This window comes from Ruegeria sp., from assembly GCF_040830605.1.
GTDB lineage: Bacteria > Pseudomonadota > Alphaproteobacteria > Rhodobacterales > Rhodobacteraceae > Ruegeria.
Window position 1 is genome coordinate 381,504 of the sequence record NZ_JBFOMD010000003.1, and the last position, 19,582, is coordinate 401,085.

The following is a 19,582-nucleotide window of genomic DNA, read 5'->3' on the forward strand; positions in this document are numbered from 1 at the left end:
AAATGGCGCCGGGAGGATGGCCCGGCGCCGGATCAGGCGCTTATTCCGAGATGCTCAGATAGCGCGAGGCGTGTACGTTCTGAATGTTGTCCTCCCAGCCTTGCAGCTTGGGCGACACCAGCGACCGCGACGAATAGTAGAGCAGCGGGATGAACGGCAGATCGCGCATGAACAGACCTTCGGCCTGCTGCAGGATCCCGGCGCGCGCTTCCAGATCGGTCTCGGCAGCGGCATCGTCCATCAGCTTGTCATATTCGGCGTTGTCGTAGTTGGCGTAGTTGAAGCCATCATTGTCCGACTCGACCATGAACAGGAAGTTTTGCGGGTCGGAATAGTCGCCGATCCAGCCTGCGCGGGCCACGTCGAAATCGCCCTTGTCGCGCAGATGCGCATAGTGGGCCGAGGCGTCACGCACATTGAATTCGACATTCACACCCAGGTTGGCCCACATATCCGCAATCGCGGTTGCGGCATTCTTGTGGTTTTCCGAGGTGTTATACATCAGCTCGATGGTGACCGGGCTGTCGGGCGAGATACCCTTGGCGGCCAGAATCTCGGCGGCCTTGTCCTCGCGATCCAGCATCGACATGCCGAAATACTCAGTGTCTGGCGAACCGCCGGAGTAGTTGCCGATCCCGGGCGGAACAAAGCTTTGTGCCGGAACCATGGTGCTCTGGAAGATCTCTTCGGCCAGGAACTCACGGTCGATGGCCATCGACAGGGCCTGACGCACTTCGGGGTCTGCCAGCACTTCGTCCTTGTGGTTCAGCGCATAGTAATAGGTGCCCAGATAGGGGGCCACGCGCACCGCGTCACCATGCTCGTCCTTCAGACGCGCGATGTCTTCGGCGGGCAGGTCCGAGCAGCTGTGCACTTCGCCCGCTTCCCAGGCGCGCACGCAGGTGGCGCGATCCTCAAAAGGCAGATAGTTCACTTCGTCCAGCGCCACGTTGTCAGCGCCGTGGAAGTTCGGGTTCTTTTCCAGAACGATCTTGTCGTTCAGGATGTTCGACTTCAGCGTGAATGCGCCGTTCGACACCATGTTGCCGGGCTGCACGAAATCAGCGCCATGCGCTTCGACCGAGGCCGGATGCACCGGCAGGCCGGTCTGGTGGGTCAGCAGTTCGATGAAGAACGGGGTGGCCTGTGCCAGCGTGATTTCCAGCGTCTTGTCGTCGATTGCCTTCACGCCCATCTCAGCCGCGTCCGCTTCACCTTTGTTGACGGCTTCGGCGTTCTGGATCGGGTAGAGGATGTTGGCGTATTTCGCGCCGGTCTCGGGCTTCATGATCCGCTGCAGCGAATAGACGAAATCCTGCGCGGTCACCGGGTCGCCATTCGACCAGTTGGCATCTGCACGCAGCTTGAACGTGTAGACCAGACCGTCATCGGTCACTTCCCATTCTTCGGCAACGCCGGGCGTCACCTCGGCGGCAGGTGTGTAGACCACCAGCCCCTCGTAGAGATCACGCAGAATGTTGGCTTCTGCGACGGTTGAGGTCTTGTGCTGGTCAAGCGTTTCGGGGTTGCCGTCATTGCCCCGCATGTATGTGGCCGCAGAGGCGGCTGTTCCCAATCCGGCGACAATCGTCGCGGACAGGAGCATGGATTTTATGGATGTCATCATGAGATCTCCCTCCCTGGAAGCGAGTTGATGCACAACCGTACAGCCGCCAATTCGCGAACTTCAAGCGGCTTCGTCAGGTCAAGTCGAATTGGCGGATTATGTCGGTTTATCGCGTAGAATTGACATTTTAGAAGGTTGCACCCGTCAGTTTGAGCAATTTTCGCGACAGTCCGATTGGTCCGCATCTGCCCGCCGCCCCAAACGACTGCTCTCGCTCAGATTGCAAGGCGATTCGAATTTCGGCGGATCGCATGTCGGGGGCATTGTTTCAAGTATCCGCATTTTCCGCCGTGATCGCACGATCCAGGATCAGGCGAAATTGCTTGGCCCCCGCGTCCAGGCCGAGGTCGATATGCGGCGTTTTTGCGTGCTTCATGCCCAGATGCACCTTTTCCAAAACCTCCCGATCCTCGTTGAACGCCATATACGCACCTTTGTTCATGAATTCGGAGATTTCGCGATTTTCCGGATCGGAATTGCGATGCTGGAACCAGAAATAACGGGTCCGGTCCTCATCAATCGGGGTCATGAAGTTGTATGAGATGTTGATGAAGGTCTCGTCCACGGGCTCTTTGGCGTAGCCACCGGTGCCGACCGACGTATAAATCGACTTGTTCAGTCCGATGGCGGGCAGGGACATCTCATAGTGTTGCAGGCGGTCGCAATTGCCGTCAAAGCGCACCAACTTGGAGTAATAGGGTGAAGGCGGCTTGTTCTCAATCCAGCGCGACACCACAACGCCCCGGTCGGTTTTTGCGACATTGAGCGGTTCGTCATCGGTGCCTGGCCCGGCAAAGGAACTAACATGCACCCAGGCGACATGGCTGGGGTCCAACAGGTTGTCGCAGATCCACAGATAATGACAGTCGATATCCAGCACGCCACCATCGGTCAGGCCCCAGCTTGGGTCGTCGAAATTCTCGATGGGGAATATCGTGTTGGGATCGGCCAACTCGGGATCGCCCATCCAGATCCAGAGCAGCCGGTAGCGATCCACAACCGGGTACGAGCGAACCACCGCCCGTCGTGGAATGGCACTCTGCTGGGTTGGCGCGGCGACGCAGGCCCCGGAACAGTCGAAGGTCAGACCGTGATAGCCGCATTCTACATAATCGCCCTTCAGGTTGCCGTCTGACAGGGGCAGCTTTCGGTGCGGACAGGCATCCTCAAGCGCGACGGGAGTGCCATCCTCCTGACGATAAAGCACGATGTTCTCGCCCAGAAAGGTCTCGGCCTTCAGGCTTCGACCAATATCTTTGCTCCACGCAGCGACGTACCAGCAATTTCTCAGAAACATCTGCTTCCTCTCTCATTTGTCCGGTGGCTGGACGCAGTATCGGACAGGGGCAGGGGACGATCCATGCCGGAATGATTATACAGAGCATTAGCAGTTCTAATTCAAAACACACGCTGGGTCCGGAATGTCGGGTTGAGCCTGAACTTCGGAGTGAATCCAGGACAGAAATTCTGCCACCTTGCCGCCGTCATCCGTTTCGCGCCGACGTACAAGCCAATAAGACAGCGGAGATTTTGTGACCTCAGGGAAAGGCCGAACCAGCCGTCCATCACAAAGCGCGTCAATGACTAGAGGCTCCCGGCCAAGTGCGACACCCAACCCTTCGATGGCGGCCTGAACCACCATGTTCGACTGGCCCAAACGCCGGGTTCGCAGGTTGGAAGGTAGGGTCGCGCCAACCTCACGCGCCCAAAAATCCCACGTCGGATTAGACATTCCGAAATCCAGGTTTTCATCCTGCAAAAGCGTGAAATTGGCCAGGTCTACAACGCTACGCAGCGCATTTTCCCCCTCAAGCATCGAGGGGGCGCAGACCGGAAACAGCCGTTCTTCCATCAATCGCTCGACATGGTATCCGGGGTTGTTGCCCAGACCGTAACGAATACCGATATCGGCGTTCAGGCCCGAAAAAGGACGCTGACCGGTATCGGTTGCAATTGAAATCGACAGGTGTGGGTGGGCGAGGTCAAACCGCAAAAGACGGGGGAAGAGCCAGGTAAAGGCAAAACCCGGCAGGCAACTGATCGTCACCGTCTGGGCATCCCGATGCCGATCCCGGATCGCCTCACAAACATTCGAAATCCGCCCCAAACCTTCGGAAATTGCCTGTGCCAATTGCTCGCCCTCGCGTGTGGGCATGGATTGGCGGGCACCCCGCATCAGCAGGTCCTGTCCCAGCCACTCTTCTAGAGCCTTCACATGCTGGCTGACGGCGCTCTGACTGACACCCAACTCGGCAGCGGCCGTGGAAAAACTGGTGTGGCGCACAACCGCCTCGAATGCGCGCAGGGCAGAGTAGGGCAGATTGATGATCATATAAGTGACGCTAATGTCAAATATTATGACTTTCAACTGGTTCCATGGATGTCGTCAGCGATAATTGCTTTGAAATTTCGCCGGAACTAAGCATGTCTGACATCACGCCTGAGCGCGGTGCGCGCAACCTGCTTTTGAACTGTGCCAAGGCACAGGCAGGCGATCGCCTGCTGATCGCTTATGAGCCGTCCGAATACGGGTACTTCGACAGCGACGCTGTGGACTGCGTGGCGGGCCAGGCCCGCGAACTGGGACTGCACGTCGAAACCGTCGATGTAGGGTTTGACCCGCACACTCCACATTTAACCCCAAGCCTGCTGCGCCAGTTCGAGGCGGCCGACATCATCCTGTTCCTGGCGCGTCTGGGCGACCAACTGCGGTTTTCCGACATGCCTCAGGACAAGAAGATCATTGTCAGCTTCGCGGTAAATCGCGCCCTGTTCGGGTCTGGTTTCTCCAACGGGCATCACGATGCCTTCATGGAGATCAAGCATGCAATCAACACCGTTCTGAACGAGGCCGAGGAGGTCCACTTGAGCTGCCCGGCGGGCACCGATGTGACAGGGCGGCCCGAGATGAACCTGCGGCCCGAGGGCGATACTTCGATCCTGCGTTTTCCGATGTCAGTCTTCACGCCGGTCCCGGCGTATAGTTTTTCGGGGCGGGTCGCGCTGTCGGGGTTCCTGACCGGCACCGGGTCGAAGTATTACGATGACTACACCATCGAATTCGACGGCCCCGTCCACGCCCTGATGCAGTCTGGTCGTCTGACCGGTTTTGAGGGTTCCGCGAAAGATGTGGCGAGGGCCAACGCCCATTACGATCGGGTGGCGTCGCTGTTCGGTATCGACCGGAACTTCGTGCATTCTTGGCACGCGGGCATCCACCCAGGCTGTGGCTATCCGTGGGACATGCGTGAGAATTTCGAGCGTTGGGGCGGCTCGGCCTTTGGCAATCCACGCATCCTGCACTTTCACACATGCGGTGCCTATGCCCCGGGCGAGATCAGTTGGAATGTCATCGACCCGACCATCGTGATCGACGGTGTGACCTATTGGGATTGCGGTGTGTTCCACGCCGAACAGCTGCCCGACGGCCCCGGAATTCTGGGCAAATACCCCTGCGCCGCCGCGCTGTTCGAACACCCGGACTGGGATATCGGGTTTCAAGCCGTCGGCTAGGCCCGTGCAGCCGGATGCTTGATCGAATCGCACAAGGGCGACAAAATCCTTGATTAATGGGGCCGAGACGAACCGGTCCCCATGGTGCGGAGCACTCCCGTCTCCGGCGCCAGCGCTGCAGGATCGAAATGACCCGTGCTGGCATGAAATACGAGAAATCACATGACAGACGCAATCGTCACGCCGCTTACTCAGGCCTTGGCCGAAGGAAAGCTATCGCGCGAGGAGCTGAAGACATTCACGCAGCGCTCGAACGGACCGGCGCTGAGAAAGCTGGTGCTGTGGGTGCTGGTTCTGGCCGCGACCACCACGCTGATCACGCTGGCCTGGGATAGCTGGCTGATCTGGCCCTCGATGTTCCTGCAGGGGATCGTGCTGGTACATCACTTTTCTCTGCAGCACGAGTGCGTGCACTACACCGTGTTCCGGACCCGCCGTCTTAACGACATCGTGGGCCAGATCTGTGGCCTGATCATCATGCTGCCGCACCGGTTTTTCCGCTACGAGCATTGCGACCACCACACCTATACGCAACTGACCGGTGACGACCCCGAACTGATCCCGCTGCCGAAGAGCCTTGGCGAATACCTGCTCTATCTCTCGGCACTGCCCTATTGGAAGGTCAAGTTCACCGAAGTGTTCCGTCACGCAAGGGGCCAGCTTTCCGACTCAGAGCGGCGGTTTATTCCCAAGGTTGAACATGCAGCCGTCTACCGTGACGCGCGGATGATGCTGGCGATATATGCCGCGCTGCTCATTGGTATGGCAGTGACCGGCTGGTGGGGTCTGATCTGGTACTGGATCATCCCGATGATTCTAGGCGAACCGGTGATGCGCTTCGTACGCATGACCGAACATGTCGGGCGCCCGACGGTGCCGCAGATGCACGAGAACACCCGCACCAATCTGGTCTCGGCGCCATGGCGGTTTCTGTGCTGGAACATGAATTACCATGCCGAGCATCACTATGTTGCCTCGGTGCCTTATCACGCGCTGCCTCGGTTGCACGAAAAGCTGTGCGATCACATCTATGTAGAGCCGCGTGGTTATCTCGGGGCGCATCTGGATATTCTGCGTCAGATCCTCGGACGTCCAGCAAAGGGGGCAGAGGCATGAATATCGCGGCAGAGAAACCCTGGCGGGATGTGATCGGTCTGTCCGAATTGGAGCAGAACTGGGTGACCCGGGTGCAGATCGGCGCGCGCAAGCTGGCCATCTATGACACGCCCAGCGGGATCTACGCCTCGCTGGCGCTGTGCAACCATGGCGGAGCCGATCTGTGCGACGGTTATTTCGACGGCCACGTGATCGAGTGCCCTTTACATCAGGGGGCGTTCGACGTGCGCGACGGTAAGCCGGTCTCGGCCCCGGCAACGCGGGCGATGCGGGTGTTTCCAACGCGGGTCGAAAACGGCATGGTGCAGGTCAGGATTTGACGCGGCCTGCCGCCGTCAGATCAGCGGCAGCAGGATGTAAAGCGACAGCGGGATCGTGAGCAGGGCGGCGAGGGTCTGAAGCGTGACAATCGCCGCCATCAGCGGCGCATCCCCGCCGAGTTGGCGCGCATAGGTATAGGCTGTGACACCGGTCGGCACCAAAGAATAGACCAATGCGATCTCAAGCGTATCTCCAGGCAGCCCGAGGGCCAGACCGATGGCCAAAGTGACCGCCGGGTAAACCAGCAGCTTGCCGATAAAGGCCAATGCCAGCGGAGTAACGCTGGCCGCCATCGCGCGCACCCGCAGATTGGCGCCAACGGCAAGCAGCGTTATCGGAAGCGCCGCGGCCCCCAGAATTCCGGTCATCTCGTGCAATACCGGGACCGGCTGACTGACGAACCGGTTGGCGAGCAGGGCAAGCGAGATCGAGATGATATGCGGATTGCGCGCAAGGTCCCGCAATATCGCCAGAGGCAAGCTGCCGCGCCTGCCGGGCTGCAAGGTGGTCACCATCAAGACGACGATGGTGACGTTGGTAACCGGGATCAGGATGGCCGAAGCGAGAATTGCGGTTTCAAACCCCTGCGGACCGAACAGGTTTGCCGCCAATGCCAACCCGATGAACGAATTGTGGCGCGCCGCCCCTTGCAGCACTGAAGTGGCTCTTGCAGGCGGGTATCCCATGACACGGCTGGCGATCAGCGCAAAGAGTACTGCTGCCGCGAGCCCGCCCAACAACGTAAGAGCATAATCGCTAAGCGCTGCGCTGCTCAACGACGCCACCGAGATCTTATTGAACATCAGGCAGGGCATCAGCACCCAGTAGACCAGCTTGTCGTTGAGGTTCCAGAACTCGGTGCTGGGAATGCCGCCCCGACGCAGCAGATGGCCAAGCGCGATGATCAGAAAGATCGGCAGGATCGAAGTGAGGATGGCGAACATGGGCGGTCTCGGCCAAGGATGCGGTTCCGATTGCCATAGGACGATCCGGCGGGATTGGCGAGGCTCTATAGCACTTCGCAAAATACTTGAATCACCAAACGCTGCCTGAAATCAAAGATTTCAACGCGTTAGGTGATGCGGATTGTGTAGAGTTTTTTGCGAAGTGCTCTAATCGTCGATCACCGCCATGGCGTCGATCTCGACCAGCAGGGCGGGATCGGCCAGCGCGCTAACCACGACGCCGGTCGAGCAGTGATGCACGCCCTCGAACCAGCGGTTGATCGCCTCGTAAACCGGGCCGCGATAAGAGATGTCGGTGACATAAACGGTCAGCTTGACCACGTCCTTCAGACTGCCGCCTGCCTCGCGCATCCAGCGGTCAATATTGCGGCAGGCCTGATCGGCCTGTTTGCCGGGGTCGCCTTCGCCCACCACCGTGCCGTCCAGCAGGGTGCCGACCTGACCCTGCATTACCACCAGATCGCCACGCGCGCGGATGGCTTTGGAATAGGTCGCCTTTGCGTGGTAGCGGGTTTCGTATTTGTGGATATGGGTGCGGGACATCTGCGCTCCTCCTGTCAGGCCATGGCGCGGACGAGATAATCGGCGATCATGTCACCGAAACTCTGCTCTACCCCGCAATCGAACCCGCCTTCGCAGCGCATGACAAGCGCCTTGAGGCCGAAGAACTCGGTAAAGCTGACGGCATCGGGGCCGAATTTGGAGATATGCAGATCCAGCGGGCAGCCGATGGGCATGATCTGATCTGCGTCCGGCCCGGCGATGCGAAAGAAAGTAAGCGTGTCGGATATGGTCACGATGCTGATTTCGGGCGGGGACTGGCTGAGGTTCAGCGCCGCCTCCAGTTGGGCCTCATGCTCTGCGTCCGCACGCAGAATCCAGTGGTCCGGGCCGATGAAGCAAAGCGCCATGCCGTCCGCACGGCTCAGGCTGTTGGGCGCCTGAGGAAGGGCAGGCAGGGTGCCCTTGGACCACTCGGCCAGGGCTTCGCCTTTGCCCTTCAAATCAAAAAGGGCCGAAAGGGGGAGCCTGTCGATTGTAGCGTCGTAAGCCATGTCAGGATTTTAGCCTTCCGCCATGAGGATCGTAGAAGATGGGCGCGGTTACTTCCGCCGGGATGGTGCCGTCGGTCAGCCGGACATGCACGGTTTCCCCATGGCGCGACGCCCCGCGTTCCAGCAGGGCCAGCCCCACCCACCGGTTCAGAACCACGCTCCAGACGCAGGCCGTGACCAGCCCCTCGGTCGGTTTGCGCTCACCGCCCGGGGTCAGCGGCGCGCCCTCGGGGATCTGGCGGTTGGGGTCGGTCGGTCGCACGCCCACCAGCTCGCGCCGCACCGCATCGCCCGCGCGGCGCAGGGCGACCGAGCGTTTGCCCAGATAGTCGGGTTTCTTCTTTGACATCACCCAACCCATGCCGAGGTCATGCGGGTCGACGGTGCCGTCCACCTCATGCCCCAGCGACAGAAAGCCCTTTTCGACGCGAAGCATATGGTTGGCCTCGGACCCGATGGGCCCGATCCCGAACGGTGCCCCGGCCTCCATGATCGCGTCCCACAGTGCACGCATGTGGCGGGGGGCGACGTTGACCTCAAAGGACAGCTCGCCGGTGAAGCTCACCCGAACCACGCGGGCGGGCAATCTGGCGACGGTGCCCTCGGCAAAGCTCATGAAAGGCAGCGTTTCGGGAGAGAGATCGATATCGCCTTCAAGTGCCGCCATCACCTCGCGCGCCTTGGGCCCGCAGATGGTGGCATTGTTCCATTGGCTGGTGACGGTAGTGATGAACACGTTCCAGTCGGGAAACTGCGTCTGCAGCAGTTCCTCCATATGCGAATTCACCACATCCGCATGACCGGTCGAGGTCGAGACAATCCAGCGATGTTCATCCAACCGAAGCGCAACGCCGTCATCCAGAATAAGGCCGTCGTCGGTCAGCATCAGGCCATAGCGGCACCGGCCCGGTTTCAGCGTCGACATGACGTTGGTATAGAGGTGGTCGAGGAACCGGCCCGCATCGCGGCCCTTCAGCTCGAATGTGCCCAGAGGCGAGCCGTCATAGACACCGACGCCCTCACGCACCGCCCGGCATTCGCGGTTTACGGTGTCCTGGAAGCTCTCGCCGGGACGCGGGAAATAGCCCGGGCGGCGCCAGCGTGCACCTGCCTCGTACATGAAGGCGCCCTGCGCGAGGTTCCATTCGGTGATCGGCGTGTGGCGGTAGGGCAGGACGACGCTTTCCCCACGTATGCCTCCGATGGCGCCGAAGGAAACGGGTGTATAAGGCGCGCGAAAGGTGGTGGTGCCGACCTCGTCGAGCCGCAGGCCCTGTTTTAGCGCCACGGTGCCGATGATGTTGATATTGCCGGTCTTGCCCTGATCGATCCCCATCCCACCGGTGGTGTAGCGTTTGACATGCTCGACATTGTCATAGCCTTCACGCAGGGCGAGGTGGACGTCATCGACCGAAACGTCGTTCTGAATGTCCAGAAACGCCTTGCCGCGCGCGGTCTCGACCCGCCAGAGCGGTTCGATGGCATAGGGCAGATCGTCAGCATCCGGGCACTCAGGAGCTTGCACACCTGCGACTCTTGCTCCCGCCTTGGCCCCAGAACGCAGCGCCTCGGCCAGTGTCAAAGCGCCCGCCGCGCCACCGGCACAGATAGTATTCTGCGCGGGTTGATCGGGCAGGAAACTGGCCAGTGTCTCGTCATAGCGCAGCGTGCCGCGCGATTGGGAGAAAAGGTGGACAGCTGGGTTCCAGCCTCCGGAATGTGCCAACAGATCGCAGGATATGCGGCGGGTGGCGTCTCCGCCAATGGGGGCTATTTCGACCGCGCGCACATGGCGGTGCCCGAGGGCTGTGGTCAAGACATGGGCAGACAGAATCTCGGTGTCCGGTACCAGCGCGCGCGCCGCATCCGGCACGTCACGGCGGATGTCGATGATGGCGGCAATCTCCACTCCGGCGGCACGCAGATCAGCAGCTGCCGAGTAGGCGCTGTTGTTGTTGGTAACGACCACCGCGCGCTTGCCGGGTCGGACTGCAAAACGGTTGGCATAGGTCTGCGCCGCACCTGCCAGCATCACGCCAGGGCGGTCGTTGTTGCCGAAAACCAGACTGCGCTCGATGGCGCCGGTGGCGGTGATGACATGGCGCGCCCGCACCCGCCAGTTACGCTCCAGCAAGCCGGGGTTCTCCGGCGCGCGTTCGTTCACCATCAGGTAGTTGTGTTCGCGATAAGCCCAGACCGTCGCGTTCTGCAGATGAGTGACATTGGGCATTGCGGCCAGTTCGGTGACGGTTTCGCTTACCCAGGTCATCGCCTCCTGCCCGCCGATGGTGAGCTTGCGCGACAGCAGGCTGCCTCCGGCCTCGATGCCCTCATCGGCCAGCATGACGCGCAGACCCGCCCGGCCCGCGACCAGTGCTGCCATTAGACCGGCAGGCCCGGCGCCCGCGATCAGCAGATCGGCGTGGGCGAAACGGCTCTCGAAATGACCCTCCGCAGGCGGTTCTGCGGGGGCGCCCGCCAGTCCGGCGGCCTTGCGGATCGAGGGCTCATAAAGATGCCAGTTCGGCCACTTGAACGTCTTGTAATAGAACCCAGCCGGCAGGAAACGCGCGAAAAGCTGGTTGATCCCGCCCAGATCGAAGCCGGGTGAGGGCCAGCAATTCACTGACCGCGCGCTGAGCCCGTCGCGCAGTCGAACCGTGGTCGCCGGTTGATTGGCCGACGCATCCTCGCCTTCGAGTTCCACCAGTGTTGATGGCTCCTCGGGGCCCGATCCGACGATCCCGCGCGGGCGGTGGTACTTGAAACTGCGGGCGGTTAGGTGGACCCCGTTGGCCAGAAGGGCCGAGGCCAGCGTGTCGCCCTCGAACCCGGACAGCTGTCGCCCGTTAAAGGTGAAGGAGAGAGGCCGGGATCGGTCGATCCGGCCGCCTTGGGGCAATCGGTCAACCTGCATCGGCGGGGCCTTCCACGATGTTATGGGTGCGGGTGTCGCGCCAGATGGTCAGCCACGTGCCGCAGCCGCGGACGTGCCACCACCGCTCCTGCACCGGGCCGAGCGGGTTGGGCACCTGTGTCAGATAGGCCACCCAATCGGCGTTGGAGGTCGCATTGGGATCGGGGCGACCGGGTTTGACCGGGCCGCCAAAGGCGAACTCGCTTTCATTGCGCGGACCGCAGAAGGGGCAGGGGATCAACAACATGCGGTGCTCTCCTTATCTGGCGGTGGTGGTGCCGGTTTCCATCACGTAGTCGAGGTGACGGAAGCGGCTGAGCGTAAACGGCGCCATCAGCGGATGCGGCTGTCCGGTGGCGACCAGATGCGCCAGTGTCAGGCCGCCCGCCGGAATGGCTTTGTAACCGCCCCACCAACCGGCGGTGATGAACAGCCCCGGCACGTCGGTCTGGTCCATGATGGGTGAGGCATCGTGGGCGATATCCAGATGCCCGCCCCATTGTCGCATCAGCTTGAGCCTCTTGAACGAAGGAAACAGCGACAGCATCGCGGTCACAGTATCCTCGAACACATGCTGCTTGATGTCGCGGCGAAAGCTCTGGCCCATGTCCGGGGCGCCGCCGATCACCATCTCGCCCTTGTCGGACTGGCTGAAATAGAAACCTGAATCGGGGCAGTTCACGATCACATCGACCAGCGGTTTGACCGGCTCGGACACGAAGGCCGTCAGGTTCATCGTGCGCAGCGGCAGTTTCAGCCCCGCCGTTTCGGTCAGCGTCGTGGTGTGCCCCGATACGGCCACCACAACCTTATCCGCGCGCACGATGCCGCGTGTGGTCTCAACCCCCTCGATGGCGCCGTCCTGTGCCCGGATCAGCTGTTTGACGGCGGTCTGCTGGTGGATCTCCACCCCCATCGCGTCGATGGCGCGGCCATAGCCCCAAGCCACGGCGTCATGCCGGTTCACGCCCGCATCCGTATGCACCATCCCACCGATCACCGGCAGCCGCGCATCCGGCCCGCCTCCGGTCAGCGCGGGGACACGACGGCGCAGTTCGGCCTCGCTGATCTGCCGATAGGTCGAGCCGTAGATGTCCATCGTCAACTGCCGCCGCCGCAGCTCGCGCATCTTGGGATAGGTCTGCACCACGTCGATCATGGTGCGTTTCGAGTGCATCAGGTTGAAGTTCAGCTCATCCGTGAGCCCTTCGAACATCTCGACCGACTTGACGTAGAACGGGATCGAGGCATCGCGCATGTAGTTCGACCGCACGGTGACCGTGTTGCGGGCGATGTTGCCGCCGCCTAGCCAGCCGCGTTCGAGCACAGCCACATTGGTGATGCCGTGCTCCTTGGCCAGATAGTATGCGGTCGCGAGCCCATGTCCGCCCGCGCCGATCACGATGACATCGTAACGGTCTTTCAATGGCGGGCTGCGCCAGGCGCGGGCCCAGCCCTTGTGCTTGTTCAGCCCGTGCCAGATCAGGGAGGCAACATTGAATCTTTGCATAATGTGCATATATTTTACCACTGGTAAAATTCAGTCAAGTGATTCCACCACTCGCAGAGTGCCGGGCGAAACGGTATTGAAGGAATGAGCGGCAACCGGCCGGAGGGCAGAATGGCAGAGCAATCGGGTATCGACATTGCGGTCGGGCGGGCGTTGAACCGGCTGCGGCAGGAGAGGGGGTTGACCGTCACGGCCCTGTCCAACGCCTCGGGCGTATCGGCAGCAATGATCAGCCGGATCGAGAACGGTCAGGTCTCGCCCTCGCTTTCGACCTTGGGTGCGCTGGCCGAGGCGATGTCGGTTCCTGCGATGGCACTGTTGGCCCAGAACGATCATACCGCCGATGTGCATCATGTCCGGGCAGGGCAGGGGCTGCCGTCGCGCCGAGTGGCGCCGAACCACGTCCACGAATACTTGCTGCTGGGCAAGCATGGCGGCCCGGGCGGCAGTTTTCAGGCTGCTCGCATTCGCATAGACCGGGACGAGGCGGGCACGCTGCCGACCTACCAACACGAGGGCCACGTGTTCTTGTTCATCCTTTCGGGCGCGGCCACCTATCGCTGCGGCTCGGAACGTTTCGAGATAAACGAGGGCGATACGCTGAGTTTCGATGCCAAGCTGCCACATGGGTTTTCCGAGATTGACGGCGATCATGTGGAGTTCATCACGGTCTCTTCCCGCCCTGACTAGCCGCAAGGTTTGCACCTGCCCCGCCGCGCCGTCATAAAGGGCGGAAACCGGCCACAGAGCCGGGGCGCAAGCGGAGGGACCATGAAAATCACGTTCCGGCAGGTCGATGCGTTTCGCACCGTCATCTCCTCGGGCTCGGTGACTGAGGCCGCCGAGATGCTGGGCATCTCGCAACCGGCGGTCAGCAGGCTGATTTCGGATCTTGAGGCTGAGGTGGGCTTTGCCCTCTTCCAGCGCGAGGGGCGCGGACTGGTGCCCACCGAAGAGGGCCGCCTGCTGGTGGTCGAAGTGCGTCAGGCGGTCAGTGGCATGGAGCATATCAAGGACGCTGCCGCCGTGATCGGCACCTTCGGCCACGCCATGCTGCGCCTTGTCACTACGCCGACCTTTGCCAGCCAGCTTGCCCCCGACCTGATTGCGGATTTTGCGGCCAGACGACCCAAGGTCATGACCCGGATGGAGATCGAGGCCAATGACGATACCGTCGAATGGCTGGTCTCGCAGAACCATGATTTTGGGCTGTCCACCAGCGAACCCTCCAATTCGGCGCTGAACAGTCTGATCCTGCACCGGGGCGAGGTGTCCTGCGTGCTGCCGATAAGTCACCCTCTGGCCGGGAAGACATCGATCCAGCCCAAGGATTTGGCAGGCGAAAGCTATGTCTCCTATGTTGCCGGGTCCCGGTTTCGCCACGCTATCGACCGCCTGTTCGACAAGCAGGGGATCACGCGCAGCCTGCGGTTCGAGACCCGGACAACGGACGCGATCTGTCAGCTTGTTGCGCGCGGGCTTGGTGTATCCCTCGTGGCAGCGACTCCGGCCCAATTGGAGGCGGTGGCAGGCTGCCTTGCGGTACCCTTTGCAGCGCCTCTGGATTTCAAGGCGGTGCTGATCTGGTCAGGCAAACGCCCGCTTTCAGCGCCTGCCGAGGAGTTCCTTGCGCTCGCCCGCGACCGGGTTGCGCCGACCGCCTAACGCTCTCCTGCCTTGCCGCGTTTTTCCAGCCGGGCAAAGACACGGGACAGGGTGAAGCAGACGAGGAAATAGAAGGCGGCGGTGGTGATCCATGCCTCGAAGATCATTCGAGACGAGGCAACGAGTTCAACCGTCTTGTAGGTCAGCTCCTGAACCGAAATCAGCGAGATGATCGAGCTGTCCTTGATAAGCGTGATGAATTGGTTTGCCAGGGGCGGGACCACCCGTTTCATCGCTTGCGGCAGCACGATATAGCGCAACTCCTGTACCCGGCTCATGCCGATGGACCGCGCCGCTTCGCGCTGGCCGCGCGGGATCGACTGGATGCCCGCGCGTACGATTTCGCCGACAAAGGCGCTTTCGAACAGCGCCAGAACGATGACGCCCGAGACCAGCGACGGGAACCGCCGCATCTCGCCAAAGAAGAACTCCCAGACGCCGATATCCTCCTGCCGCGCGATGCCCCGGGCCCAGCGTTCCAGATCAAGCGCCTCGATCAGCTGCTGCGACAGGAAGAAGAAGAAGATGAAGACCACCACAACGGGCGGGATATTGCGCAGGAATTCCAGATAAGTGCGCGCCAGCATCCGCACGGTCAGATTTGCCGAGCAGCGGGCAACACCGAGGATCGTGCCCAGGATCAAGGCCAGGATGCTTGCGTAGATGCTGATGCGAACCGTGGCGGCTAGCCCCTGCAGCAGCAGGTTGGCAAACCACTCCTCGCGCCCCGAGTGCCAGCCGACGATATAGCCGGGGATCAGTTCCCACCGCCACTTGTAGTTCAGGGTTCCTTCTATCGAGTACCAGATATATCCGAAGAACCCGACCAGCAGCGCCAGGATCAGGTAATCGGGCCATTTCAGTTTTTTGACGAAATTCTGCACCGGCGGGTCCTCGGTACGGGGGCCGGATCGGTGCCCGGCGCCCCGTGTTTCAGATGGTTACTGCGCGACCTGATCCGCCCATTCTTCGGTGGCGAACCAGTAGTTGTGACGCTCTTCCAACCAGCCGCTGCGCCACTGCTGGGCGATCCAGTTGTTGAAGTAGTTCATCGCGTCCGGATCCCCCTTGCGTACGCCAAAGGCCTCGCCGCGCGGATCGTAGAGGTTTTCGAACGGTACGCTCAGCGTCTCCGGATTGCGTCCGGCCTCGCGGTTCGGCGTCGGTTGTGCCGCCATCGAGGCGTGTGCGTTGCCATTCAGAACCTCCTGGGTCGAGGCGCCATCCTCATCGAACAACAGCAGCGTCGCGTTTGGGAAGTTCTCGGCGATCACCGCGGCCGGTGTCGCACCACGGCGTGCGGCGAAGGTGATTTCGGGCTTATTAAAATCCTCAAGCGACATGCCTTCGGTCATCGACTTGTTGGCCAGAATCGCCAGCCCCGAATAGGCATAGGGATCGGTGAAGTTGATGGTCAGGTTGCGCTGCGCGGTCACCGACATGCCCGAGATGATCACGTCGAAATTACCCGAAACCAGCGCCGGGATGATGCCGTCCCAAGCAGTCGGCACGAATTCGACCTCGACGCCCATGTCCTCGGCCAGTTGCCGGCCCACATCCAGTTCGAACCCGATCAGATCGCCGTTCTTGTCACGCATGGACCACGGTACGAACAGCGACAGGCCAATGCGGATCACACCGTCCTGCTTGATGGTCTCGATCACGCTTTCGCTTGACAAACCCTGCGTGGTGCTCTGCGCGGACGCCGGAAGGGCAAGGCCGGTGGCAGCCGTCGCCGCGAGGGCGAGCCCGAGCATTCTTCTGGAAAACTTCATGGGTTACCTCCTTGTGGTTTGAGCGGTCTTTGTGTGGTTATTGATCGACTGAGTATCTCCGCTCCAGATAGGACACGCCGGCAGACAGGATCAGCGTCACGGCCATGTAGACGGCGGCGACGGTGAACCAGATTTCAAAGCTCATGTAAGTGTCGGAAATGATGTTCCGCCCGATGGTGGTCAACTCGGCGACAGCAATAACGCTGACGATGGCCGAGGATTTGATCAGGTGGACGACCTCGCCGGTCATCGGCGGCAGCATGAAGCGCACCGACTGCGGCAACACGATATAGCGGTAGGTCTGGAATTGCGTCATCCCGATGGATTTCGCGGCCTCCCACTGGCCCCGGGGGACTGCATTGATCCCGGCGCGCAGGATTTCCGAGATCAGGGCCGCATGGAACACAGCGAGCGTCAGAATACTGGCCGTATAACGGTCGAACCCGAAGATCGGGCCGAGCACGTAGTAAAAGAGATAAAGTAGCACCAGCAGCGGGATGTTGCGGATCAACTCCAGAAACCCCACCGCCACTGCCGACCCGACGATCAGCCCCGACAGCCGCAGCAACGCCACCAGCAGGCCGAGGGCCGTGGCGAGCGCAAAGGCGGTGACCGATAGTTGCAGCGTGGCGACAAGACCGATCATGATCTCGCCCCACTGGAACCCGTCATCGGTGAACGAGTAGAGATATTGCGGGATGCGATACCATTGCCAGTTGTAGCCCATGTTCTGGGCGCCGGTGAACGAGCCGTAGACGATCAGCCCGACAACGATGACATAGATCGCGACCGAGACCGGCACCGAGTCGAAAAAGCGCTGGATCGCCGGGGGCTTCGGCAGCGGTGCGCCCTTAACGCCCGATATTCGGCTCACATCCATCTCAGTGCTCCAGAATCTGATCCAGGAACAGACGGCAGCGTTCGCTGGACGGATTGGTGAAGAATTGCTCGGGCGGCGAAACTTCGACGATCCGGCCTTCCTCCATGAACACCATCGTGTCGGCAACCTTGCGGGCAAAGCCCATCTCGTGGGTGACGACGACCATTGTCATGCCGGTGTCGGCAAGCTCGACCATCACATCCAGAACCTCGTTAATCATTTCGGGGTCCAGCGCCGAAGTCGGCTCGTCAAACAGCATGATCCGGGTTTCCATGCAGAGAGAGCGGGCTATGGCGACGCGCTGCTGCTGGCCGCCGGAAAGCTGCGCGGGATATTTGTCGGCCTGTTCCGGGATATGGACGCGTTCGAGATAATTGCGCGCGGTCTCTTCCGCCTGCGTCTGCGGGATCCTGCGTACTTTCATAGGGCCGATGGTCAGGTTTTCCAATACGGTCAGATGCGGGAACAGATTGAACTGCTGGAATACCATCCCGACCTCCTGCCGCAGGTCACGGATTTCCTTGGCGCCCTCGTAAACCTCGATCCCGTCGATCACCAACCGCCCGGAGTTGTGCCATTCCAACCCGTTGAAGCAGCGGATCAGTGTGGATTTGCCCGACCCTGACGGCCCGCAGATCACAACCTTTTCCCCCTGATGGACAGTCAGGTCAATATCTTTCAGCGCGTGAAACGAACCATAGAACTTGTCCAGATTCGAGACCTCGATCATGGGGGCTGGCTGAGTCATATCGGGCCTGTCACGTTTCGGGACAACATGATCTGCCGTCCGTTCGAATTGCGGATTTGGGATGGCGCCCGAGGCGGCGACACACATCCAGTTCTGCGGGCTGAGTCGCGTAACACGCCCCGAAATCGGAAGACCGGGCGGCGAAGCAATTGGGTGGAGGGTATGGACACCGGCCTCAAGTCCCCCAGTTTTGTTGCGCGATGTTTAATATGGTTGCGTAATATGCAATATTCGTCAATACAAAACTGGGTGGACTGCCTATCGACCGCCAAAAGACCAACAGATCGTAAGGGGAGGAGACGTGAATGTCTGCGTGGATCAGGATGATTTCCGACGAAGATGCCGATGACCGGCTGAAGGCGGCCCTGGACCTGGCGCGGACGCCGCACGGGACTGTGGACAACGTGATGCGGGTACACTCGCTGCGGCCCAACACGATGAACGGGCATGTGATCCTCTACCGAGCCTGCCTGCATGACGAAACCAACACCGTGCCGATGTGGTTTCAGGAAGTGATCAGCTCGTATGTCTCGACCCTGAACGAATGCCCCTATTCCTACGCTAACCACTGGACCAATGCCCGCCACCTGATCGGCGACGAGGCACGCGCCGAAGCGGTTGAGGTGGCGTTGCAGAGACGCAGGCCGCAGGATGCGTTCGAGGGCCCACAACTGGCCGCCCTGCGCTATGCCGAGAAACTGACGCTTTCGCCCGGCGGGATTGCCGAGGACGATGTGGTCATCCTCAAGGCGGCCGGCTGGGAGGATGGCGAGATCCTCGAGATCAACCAGATCGTCTGTTATTTCAACTACGCTAACCGCCTGCTTAACGGACTTGGCGTGACGACCGACGGCGATGTGGTCGGGTATTACAAAAGCGAGTGAAGGGCCTGCGCGATGCAGACGGACCCCCCCGGCAGAAAGATAGACAGGGCCATCGGCGCCTCGCTGAAAGAGCTGCGCCAGAGCCGGGGACAGTCGGCGCGCTGGCTGGCGGATCAGTCGGGGATTTCGGCGGCGATGGTCAGCCGGATCGAGAACGGGCTGGTCTCGCCCTCGATCGGTACATTGGCCGCGCTGGCTGAGGCTTTGGAAGTGCCGATTGTCTCGCTCTTCCGTGAGGCGCGCACGGATCACACTGATTACACGCTGGTCCGCCACGGCGAGGGGCTGAAATCGACCCGTATCGCCGACGGGCATAGCCATGAATATGTCAACCTGGCCATGCATGCGCGCAAGGATCTGCGGTTCCAGGCCCGGCAGGTCACGCTGCTGCGCGATGGCGGTCAGCCGCCCACATATGTCGGGCACGGTGTCGTTTTCGTGCAGGTGCTCGAAGGCGAGGCGATCTATCGTTACGGGCAGAATCGCTTCACCCTGCGCGCGGGCGACAGCATCAGTGTCGATGCCGAGCTCAACCACGGCTTTATCGAAGTGCTGACCCCCGAGTTCGTGTTCCTGACCGTTCAGGCCGAACGACCCTGAGAGTGC

Annotated in this window: 20 protein-coding genes; 7 read left to right on the forward strand and 13 right to left on the reverse strand. The window is 60.9% G+C overall.

Features of this window, described 5'->3' with window-relative positions; translation table 11 throughout:
* Positions 1–40: 40 nt before the first annotated feature.
* The 3 genes from AB3N21_RS05760 to AB3N21_RS05770 all read right to left on the reverse strand — a co-directional run bounded on the left by AB3N21_RS05760 (position 41) and on the right by AB3N21_RS05770 (position 3,959).
* The gene (locus AB3N21_RS05760; protein ID WP_367934310.1) at positions 41–1,627 is read right to left on the reverse strand and encodes a peptide ABC transporter substrate-binding protein; all 1,587 of its coding nucleotides are present in this window, start codon (positions 1,625–1,627) and stop codon (positions 41–43) included.
* Between the two features lie 268 nt (positions 1,628–1,895).
* Positions 1,896–2,924: a Rieske 2Fe-2S domain-containing protein gene (locus tag AB3N21_RS05765; RefSeq protein ID WP_367934311.1), complete on the reverse strand. Its 1,029-nt coding sequence runs from the start codon at positions 2,922–2,924 to the stop codon at positions 1,896–1,898.
* A 96-nt stretch (positions 2,925–3,020) separates the two neighbouring features.
* Positions 3,021–3,959, reverse strand: coding sequence for a LysR substrate-binding domain-containing protein (locus tag AB3N21_RS05770; RefSeq protein WP_367934312.1), 939 nt, complete (start codon positions 3,957–3,959; stop codon positions 3,021–3,023).
* 92 nt (positions 3,960–4,051) lie between these two features.
* Between AB3N21_RS05770 and AB3N21_RS05775 the strand changes: the two genes are divergently transcribed.
* The 3 genes from AB3N21_RS05775 (at position 4,052) to AB3N21_RS05785 (ending at position 6,576) form a co-directional block, all read left to right on the forward strand.
* Positions 4,052–5,140, forward strand: coding sequence for a hypothetical protein (locus AB3N21_RS05775; protein ID WP_367934313.1), 1,089 nt, complete (start codon positions 4,052–4,054; stop codon positions 5,138–5,140).
* 162 nt (positions 5,141–5,302) lie between these two features.
* Positions 5,303–6,256 carry a fatty acid desaturase family protein gene (locus tag AB3N21_RS05780; protein WP_367934314.1) on the forward strand — a complete coding sequence of 318 codons (954 nt, stop codon included), beginning with the start codon at positions 5,303–5,305 and terminating at the stop codon, positions 6,254–6,256.
* Positions 6,253–6,576, forward strand: a complete 324-nt coding sequence (locus tag AB3N21_RS05785; protein ID WP_217351625.1) for a non-heme iron oxygenase ferredoxin subunit — start codon at positions 6,253–6,255, stop codon at positions 6,574–6,576. The genes AB3N21_RS05780 and AB3N21_RS05785 overlap by 4 nt, the downstream gene beginning before the upstream one ends.
* A gap of 15 nt (positions 6,577–6,591) precedes the next feature.
* On the opposite strand, the gene AB3N21_RS05790 is transcribed toward AB3N21_RS05785, so the two are convergent.
* From AB3N21_RS05790 to AB3N21_RS05815, 6 genes are all read right to left on the reverse strand, one after another.
* The gene (locus AB3N21_RS05790; RefSeq protein ID WP_367934315.1) at positions 6,592–7,521 is read right to left on the reverse strand and encodes an AEC family transporter; all 930 of its coding nucleotides are present in this window, start codon (positions 7,519–7,521) and stop codon (positions 6,592–6,594) included.
* Between the two features lie 168 nt (positions 7,522–7,689).
* Entirely contained in the window at positions 7,690–8,085 is a 396-nt protein-coding gene (locus tag AB3N21_RS05795; protein WP_367934316.1) for a RidA family protein, read from the reverse strand.
* A 14-nt stretch (positions 8,086–8,099) separates the two neighbouring features.
* The gene (locus AB3N21_RS05800) at positions 8,100–8,597 is read right to left on the reverse strand and encodes a sarcosine oxidase subunit gamma (RefSeq protein WP_367934317.1); all 498 of its coding nucleotides are present in this window, start codon (positions 8,595–8,597) and stop codon (positions 8,100–8,102) included.
* Position 8,598: 1 nt separating this feature from the next.
* Entirely contained in the window at positions 8,599–11,514 is a 2,916-nt protein-coding gene (locus AB3N21_RS05805) for a sarcosine oxidase subunit alpha family protein (protein WP_367934318.1), read from the reverse strand.
* A complete protein-coding gene (locus AB3N21_RS05810; RefSeq protein WP_367934319.1) occupies positions 11,504–11,761 on the reverse strand; it encodes a sarcosine oxidase subunit delta in 258 nt (85 codons plus the stop codon). The genes AB3N21_RS05805 and AB3N21_RS05810 overlap by 11 nt, the downstream gene beginning before the upstream one ends.
* 12 nt (positions 11,762–11,773) lie before the next feature.
* Positions 11,774–13,024: an FAD-dependent oxidoreductase gene (locus AB3N21_RS05815; RefSeq protein ID WP_367934320.1), complete on the reverse strand. Its 1,251-nt coding sequence runs from the start codon at positions 13,022–13,024 to the stop codon at positions 11,774–11,776.
* Positions 13,025–13,135: 111 nt separating this feature from the next.
* On the opposite strand from AB3N21_RS05815, the gene AB3N21_RS05820 reads away from it, so the two are divergent.
* A complete protein-coding gene (locus AB3N21_RS05820; protein WP_367934321.1) occupies positions 13,136–13,714 on the forward strand; it encodes a helix-turn-helix domain-containing protein in 579 nt (192 codons plus the stop codon).
* A gap of 81 nt (positions 13,715–13,795) precedes the next feature.
* On the forward strand, positions 13,796–14,689 hold the full coding sequence (locus tag AB3N21_RS05825) for a LysR substrate-binding domain-containing protein (RefSeq protein ID WP_367934322.1): 894 nt from the start codon (positions 13,796–13,798) through the stop codon (positions 14,687–14,689).
* On the opposite strand, the gene AB3N21_RS05830 is transcribed toward AB3N21_RS05825, so the two are convergent.
* Genes AB3N21_RS05830 through AB3N21_RS05845 form a run of 4 tightly spaced genes read right to left on the reverse strand, consistent with a single transcriptional unit; the run spans position 14,686 to position 18,092 of the window.
* Entirely contained in the window at positions 14,686–15,573 is an 888-nt protein-coding gene (locus AB3N21_RS05830) for an amino acid ABC transporter permease (RefSeq protein ID WP_367934323.1), read from the reverse strand. The two genes, AB3N21_RS05825 and AB3N21_RS05830, sit on opposite strands and share 4 nt — an antisense overlap.
* Positions 15,574–15,630: 57 nt before the next feature.
* Positions 15,631–16,464: a transporter substrate-binding domain-containing protein gene (locus tag AB3N21_RS05835; RefSeq protein WP_171173319.1), complete on the reverse strand. Its 834-nt coding sequence runs from the start codon at positions 16,462–16,464 to the stop codon at positions 15,631–15,633.
* A 37-nt stretch (positions 16,465–16,501) separates the two neighbouring features.
* A complete protein-coding gene (locus AB3N21_RS05840; RefSeq protein WP_367934324.1) occupies positions 16,502–17,344 on the reverse strand; it encodes an amino acid ABC transporter permease in 843 nt (280 codons plus the stop codon).
* 1 nt (position 17,345) lies between these two features.
* Positions 17,346–18,092 carry an amino acid ABC transporter ATP-binding protein gene (locus AB3N21_RS05845; protein ID WP_367934325.1) on the reverse strand — a complete coding sequence of 249 codons (747 nt, stop codon included), beginning with the start codon at positions 18,090–18,092 and terminating at the stop codon, positions 17,346–17,348.
* Between the two features lie 305 nt (positions 18,093–18,397).
* On the opposite strand from AB3N21_RS05845, the gene AB3N21_RS05850 reads away from it, so the two are divergent.
* Together AB3N21_RS05850 and AB3N21_RS05855 are read left to right on the forward strand one after the other, a co-directional pair.
* Positions 18,398–18,976: a carboxymuconolactone decarboxylase family protein gene (locus tag AB3N21_RS05850; RefSeq protein WP_367934326.1), complete on the forward strand. Its 579-nt coding sequence runs from the start codon at positions 18,398–18,400 to the stop codon at positions 18,974–18,976.
* 12 nt (positions 18,977–18,988) lie between these two features.
* Positions 18,989–19,576 (forward strand): helix-turn-helix domain-containing protein, encoded by a 588-nt coding sequence (locus AB3N21_RS05855; protein WP_367934327.1) that lies wholly within the window; start codon positions 18,989–18,991, stop codon positions 19,574–19,576.
* Positions 19,577–19,582 lie beyond the last annotated feature (6 nt).

Bases quoted from the DNA above. Each gene is read 5' to 3' on its own strand.
- AB3N21_RS05795 (WP_367934316.1), bottom strand. From the start codon at position 8,085: ATGTCCCGCACCCATATCCACAAATACGAAACCCGCTACCACGCAAAG.
- AB3N21_RS05790 (WP_367934315.1), bottom strand. From the start codon at position 7,521: ATGTTCGCCATCCTCACTTCGATCCTGCCGATCTTTCTGATCATCGCG.
- AB3N21_RS05765 (WP_367934311.1), bottom strand. From the start codon at position 2,924: ATGTTTCTGAGAAATTGCTGGTACGTCGCTGCGTGGAGCAAAGATATT.
- AB3N21_RS05775 (WP_367934313.1), top strand. From the start codon at position 4,052: ATGTCTGACATCACGCCTGAGCGCGGTGCGCGCAACCTGCTTTTGAAC.
- AB3N21_RS05840 (WP_367934324.1), bottom strand. From the start codon at position 17,344: ATGGATGTGAGCCGAATATCGGGCGTTAAGGGCGCACCGCTGCCGAAG.
- AB3N21_RS05835 (WP_171173319.1), bottom strand. From the start codon at position 16,464: ATGAAGTTTTCCAGAAGAATGCTCGGGCTCGCCCTCGCGGCGACGGCT.
- AB3N21_RS05780 (WP_367934314.1), top strand. From the start codon at position 5,303: ATGACAGACGCAATCGTCACGCCGCTTACTCAGGCCTTGGCCGAAGGA.
- AB3N21_RS05760 (WP_367934310.1), bottom strand. From the start codon at position 1,627: ATGATGACATCCATAAAATCCATGCTCCTGTCCGCGACGATTGTCGCC.
- AB3N21_RS05770 (WP_367934312.1), bottom strand. From the start codon at position 3,959: ATGATCATCAATCTGCCCTACTCTGCCCTGCGCGCATTCGAGGCGGTT.
- AB3N21_RS05820 (WP_367934321.1), top strand. From the start codon at position 13,136: ATGGCAGAGCAATCGGGTATCGACATTGCGGTCGGGCGGGCGTTGAAC.
- AB3N21_RS05825 (WP_367934322.1), top strand. From the start codon at position 13,796: ATGAAAATCACGTTCCGGCAGGTCGATGCGTTTCGCACCGTCATCTCC.
- AB3N21_RS05800 (WP_367934317.1), bottom strand. From the start codon at position 8,597: ATGGCTTACGACGCTACAATCGACAGGCTCCCCCTTTCGGCCCTTTTT.
- AB3N21_RS05855 (WP_367934327.1), top strand. From the start codon at position 18,989: ATGCAGACGGACCCCCCCGGCAGAAAGATAGACAGGGCCATCGGCGCC.
- AB3N21_RS05845 (WP_367934325.1), bottom strand. From the start codon at position 18,092: ATGACTCAGCCAGCCCCCATGATCGAGGTCTCGAATCTGGACAAGTTC.
- AB3N21_RS05810 (WP_367934319.1), bottom strand. From the start codon at position 11,761: ATGTTGTTGATCCCCTGCCCCTTCTGCGGTCCGCGCAATGAAAGCGAG.
- AB3N21_RS05785 (WP_217351625.1), top strand. From the start codon at position 6,253: ATGAATATCGCGGCAGAGAAACCCTGGCGGGATGTGATCGGTCTGTCC.
- AB3N21_RS05850 (WP_367934326.1), top strand. From the start codon at position 18,398: ATGTCTGCGTGGATCAGGATGATTTCCGACGAAGATGCCGATGACCGG.
- AB3N21_RS05805 (WP_367934318.1), bottom strand. From the start codon at position 11,514: ATGCAGGTTGACCGATTGCCCCAAGGCGGCCGGATCGACCGATCCCGG.
- AB3N21_RS05815 (WP_367934320.1), bottom strand. From the start codon at position 13,024: ATGCAAAGATTCAATGTTGCCTCCCTGATCTGGCACGGGCTGAACAAG.